The 3448-nt window shown below is 71.2% G+C and carries 4 protein-coding genes; 3 read left to right on the forward strand and 1 reads right to left on the reverse strand.

Going from position 1 to position 3448, the window contains the following annotated elements:
- The coding region (locus Mterra_RS22925) for a hypothetical protein (RefSeq protein ID WP_218022984.1) at nucleotides 1-202 on the forward strand (202 nt) is incomplete at its 5' end.
- Nucleotides 203-259: 57 nt separating this feature from the next.
- Here Mterra_RS22925 and Mterra_RS19870 read toward each other — a convergent pair.
- On the reverse strand, nucleotides 260-1858 hold the full coding sequence (locus tag Mterra_RS19870) for a serine hydrolase domain-containing protein (RefSeq protein ID WP_170159760.1): 1599 nt from the start codon (nucleotides 1856-1858) through the stop codon (nucleotides 260-262).
- A 204-nt stretch (nucleotides 1859-2062) separates the two neighbouring features.
- On the opposite strand from Mterra_RS19870, the gene trxB reads away from it, so the two are divergent.
- Together trxB and Mterra_RS19880 are read left to right on the forward strand one after the other, a co-directional pair.
- Nucleotides 2063-3046 carry a thioredoxin-disulfide reductase gene (trxB, locus tag Mterra_RS19875; RefSeq protein ID WP_119316692.1) on the forward strand — a complete coding sequence of 328 codons (984 nt, stop codon included), beginning with the start codon at nucleotides 2063-2065 and terminating at the stop codon, nucleotides 3044-3046.
- Between the two features lie 157 nt (nucleotides 3047-3203).
- On the forward strand, nucleotides 3204-3448 hold a 245-nt coding region (locus Mterra_RS19880; RefSeq protein ID WP_218022985.1), incomplete at its 3' end, for an ATP-binding protein.

Here is a 3448-nt window from a genome sequence, read left to right on the forward strand (position 1 = left end):
GGCCTACGGCCACCCCCTCGCGGGCATGCCGCCGGGTCAAGGTGCGGCCCGCACCCCCGCACACGCGGGCGCCGAGGCCCGGCGGCATGCCCGCGAGGGGGTGGCCGTAGGCCATACCGGCTTTGCCGGTAACCTGGAGTCCCTCGGGGGGGCGGTTCCCGCCAAACCACCCCACCGCACCACCCCTCCCCACCAAAGGTAAGGAAAAGGGCGAACTTCGTGTTCGCCCCTGCGAATCGGTTTGGAATTTCGGGTCGGCCTAGCGAGTAGTGATCAGCTTCCAGGCTCGAGCCTGAGGGGTCAGGCGGAGCTCGAGCAGCGAGCGCAGTTCGGCGGGGAGGGGCTCGAGCGGCCGGCGGAAGGCGGCCTGGGCCCTGGCGGCGCGGGTGAAGACGTACTCCCCTTCGGGCGCAAGCAGCACCACCACGGGCTGCCCCCCTTCCGTGCGCAGTTGCAGCGGCACCCCCGCCAACCCCGCGCCGGTGGTGAGGTAGTACACCTGGCCCATCACCTGGTAGCGCTTGGCGTGGGTGACGATGGCCCCGGTGTCCACCCGCAGGGCGTCGCCCTCGAGGCTCAGCTCCAGGGCGCCCAGCTCGGGGTGGCCGTAGCGGCCCAGGTAGGGGTTGACCGCCTCGGGCTGCACGGGCTTGAGCTGGGCCGCGACCTGCTTGTACTGCTGCCGCATCTTCCTGACCTCGTCGCGGAAGACCTTGTCGAACTCGCGCCGCTGGTCGAAGACGATCTCGAGCACCCGCATCTGCACGGCGGTGTTGAACAGCAGGCCCTGGCCGCTCGCCAGCACCACCACGCCCAGCCCCGACTCGGGGAGGAAGGCCAGCAGGGCGGTGAAGCCCAGGGTGTTGCCGCCGTGGAAGATCAGCTTCTGGCCCCGGTACTCGGCCACGATCCAGCCCAGCGCGTAGTCCACGCCCTGCTCGATGGCGACTCGAGGCCTCCAGGTCTCGGCCAGGTTGGCGCTCGAGACCACCCGGGTGCCGTCCGGCGCGACCCCGCCCGCCATCTGGGTGCGCAGGTAGCGGGTCATGTCCTCGAGGGTTGACCAGTGCGCGCCCGCCGGGCCGATGGGGCTGAGGGCCCTCTCGTAGGCCAGCGGGATCGCCGTCTGCTCGGCCTCGATGCTCAGGCCGTGCGGCTGGGCGTAGTCGGCGCGGGCCTCGACGGCGGCGAAGGAGAGGGTGGTGTCGGGCATCCCGACGGGGTTCAGCACCCGCGCCGCCAGCTCGGCGGCGTAGCCCTCGAGCCAGTCTCCCCCCTGCCCCGCCGCCTTGGCCGCGGCGAACCCGCCGACGGCCACCATCTGGTTGGAGTAGGCGAAGGTCTTGCCGAAGGGGCCGTCGAGGGGGTAGTTCCGCACGGACTCGACCACCTTCTCAGGCGTCAGGCCCTCGCCGCCCAGCAGGACCTGGAGGTCGCGCCGGGGCACCCCGGTGCACTGGCACACCAGGTCCTGGAAGGTGACCTTGGGCGAGAGCGCCGGGTCGATGAGCTCGAACTGGGGGAGGATCCGCTGGGCCGGGGTGGTCCAGGCGGCCTTTCCGGCGTCGATGAGGCCGGCCATCAGCATCGTGGTGAGCGACTTGCCGGTGGAGCCGATCATGAAGTGGGTGCCCGGCCCGACCGGCCCCCCTCCCTGGCGCTTGACCCCGAAAGCCTTCTGGTAGACCACCGCCCCCTCGCGGATCACCGCCACCGCCGCCCCCTGCACCCCCTCGACCTGCATGGCCTGGGGGACGTAAGCGTCGAGCTCCTCGCCCAGGGTGGGCGGCTTGGTCTGTGGGCAGGCGGCCAACACCGCCGTCAGGGCCACGAATGCCACGAACTTCAATCCCTTCATCACACTCCTCCGAAGTTGTGCCCGGTCCAGGTTACCCCAGCCCCTTCGTTGGGAAAAGCGGGCGGCCTCGAGGCCATCTCCCGCAGCGTTCATCGAAGCGTTGGGGCCGCAGACCCCCGGCCGGGCACGGGCCGGGATAAGTCACCCCGGTTACCGACGCCGCCAGCGGGCCAGGTGTACCTTGGTACGGGTGATTGGAGTCTTATGAGCAACCTCTATGACGTGGTGATCATCGGCGGGGGCCCGGCGGGCCTCACGGCGGGCATCTACGCCGGGCGCGGCGGCCTCAGGGCGGTGGTTCTGGAGAGGGGGCTGCCCGGCGGGCAGATCGCCCAGACCGAAGAGGTCGAGAACTACCCCGGCTTCCCCGAGGGCATCAGCGGGCCCGAGCTGGCCGAGCGCATGCTCAAGCAGGCCCAGAAGTTCGGGGTCGAGGTGCGGACGGAGGAGGTGCTGGGGCTCGAGCCCAGCGAGCTGGGCTTCGTGGTCAAGGGCTACGGGCAGAGCTACCTCAGCCGCAGCGTGATCCTGGCTACCGGGGCCAACCCCAAGCAGCTCGGCGTGCCCGGCGAGGAGAAGTTCTACGGCCGCGGCGTGAGCACCTGCGCGACCTGCGACGGCTTCTTCTACCGCGGCAAGGAGGTGGTGGTGGTGGGCGGGGGCGACGCCGCCGTGGAGGAGGGGCTGTTCCTGACCAAGTTCGCCTCCAAGGTCACCCTGATCCACCGCCGCGACGAGCTGCGGGCCAACAAGACCGCCCAGGAGCGGGCCTTCGCCAACCCCAAGATGCGCTTCCTGTGGAGCCACGTGGTCGAGGAGGTGCTGGGCGACGAGGCGGTGAGCGGGGTGCGGCTCAAGAACCTCAAGACCGGCGAGGCCTACGACTACCCGGCCGACGGCGTCTTCGTCTTCATCGGGCACGTGCCCAACACCGGCTTCCTCAGCGGGGCGGTGGCGCTGCGGGGCGACGGCTACGTGGACGTGAAGGACGAGATCTACACCAGCGTGCCCGGCCTCTTCGCCGCCGGCGACGTGGCCGACCCGGTCTACCGCCAGCTCACCACCAGCGTGGGGGCCGGGACCCGCGCGGCGATGGCCGCCGAGAAGTACCTGCTCGAGCGCGAGGCGCCCCACAGCGAGGCCGCCCAGGACCCCTCGCCCGTGGCGAGCGAGTGGCTCTCCCGCTAAACGCCCCGTCGTCCTCACGCCGGCCGCCCCCCTGGGGGCGGCGGTTTTTCTGGCCCTGCCTGCCCCCGGCCGAAAAGCCGCTGAACGCCGTTCAGATGCCCACCGGTGCTCGCTGCTATACTCGTGAGCGAAGCACCCCAGCGCCAAGGTTCGCTCCATGGCCGAGCCCGCCCAACGCCCCAGCACCCTGCGCGAGCGACTGCTGAGCGCCCGCCGCCGTCGCTTCGTGGGGCGGGAAAGCGAGAAGGCCTTGTTGGGCGAGCTGCTGCGCCCGGAGTCCCCTTTCCTGCTGCTGCACGTCTACGGGCCGGGCGGGGTCGGCAAGACCACCCTGCTGGGGGAGTTCGCCGCGCTGGCGCTCGAGCACGGCTTCTCCCCCCTCCCCCTCGACGCCCGCGACCT

The organism is Calidithermus terrae (assembly GCF_003574345.1).
Classification (GTDB): Bacteria; Deinococcota; Deinococci; order Deinococcales; family Thermaceae; genus Calidithermus; species Calidithermus chliarophilus.

What these genes read in the sequence shown, in the direction of transcription:
- Mterra_RS19870 (WP_170159760.1), bottom strand. Translation starts at nt 1,858, where the DNA reads ATGAAGGGATTGAAGTTCGTGGCATTCGTGGCCCTGACGGCGGTGTTG.
- trxB (WP_119316692.1), top strand. Translation starts at nt 2,063, where the DNA reads ATGAGCAACCTCTATGACGTGGTGATCATCGGCGGGGGCCCGGCGGGC.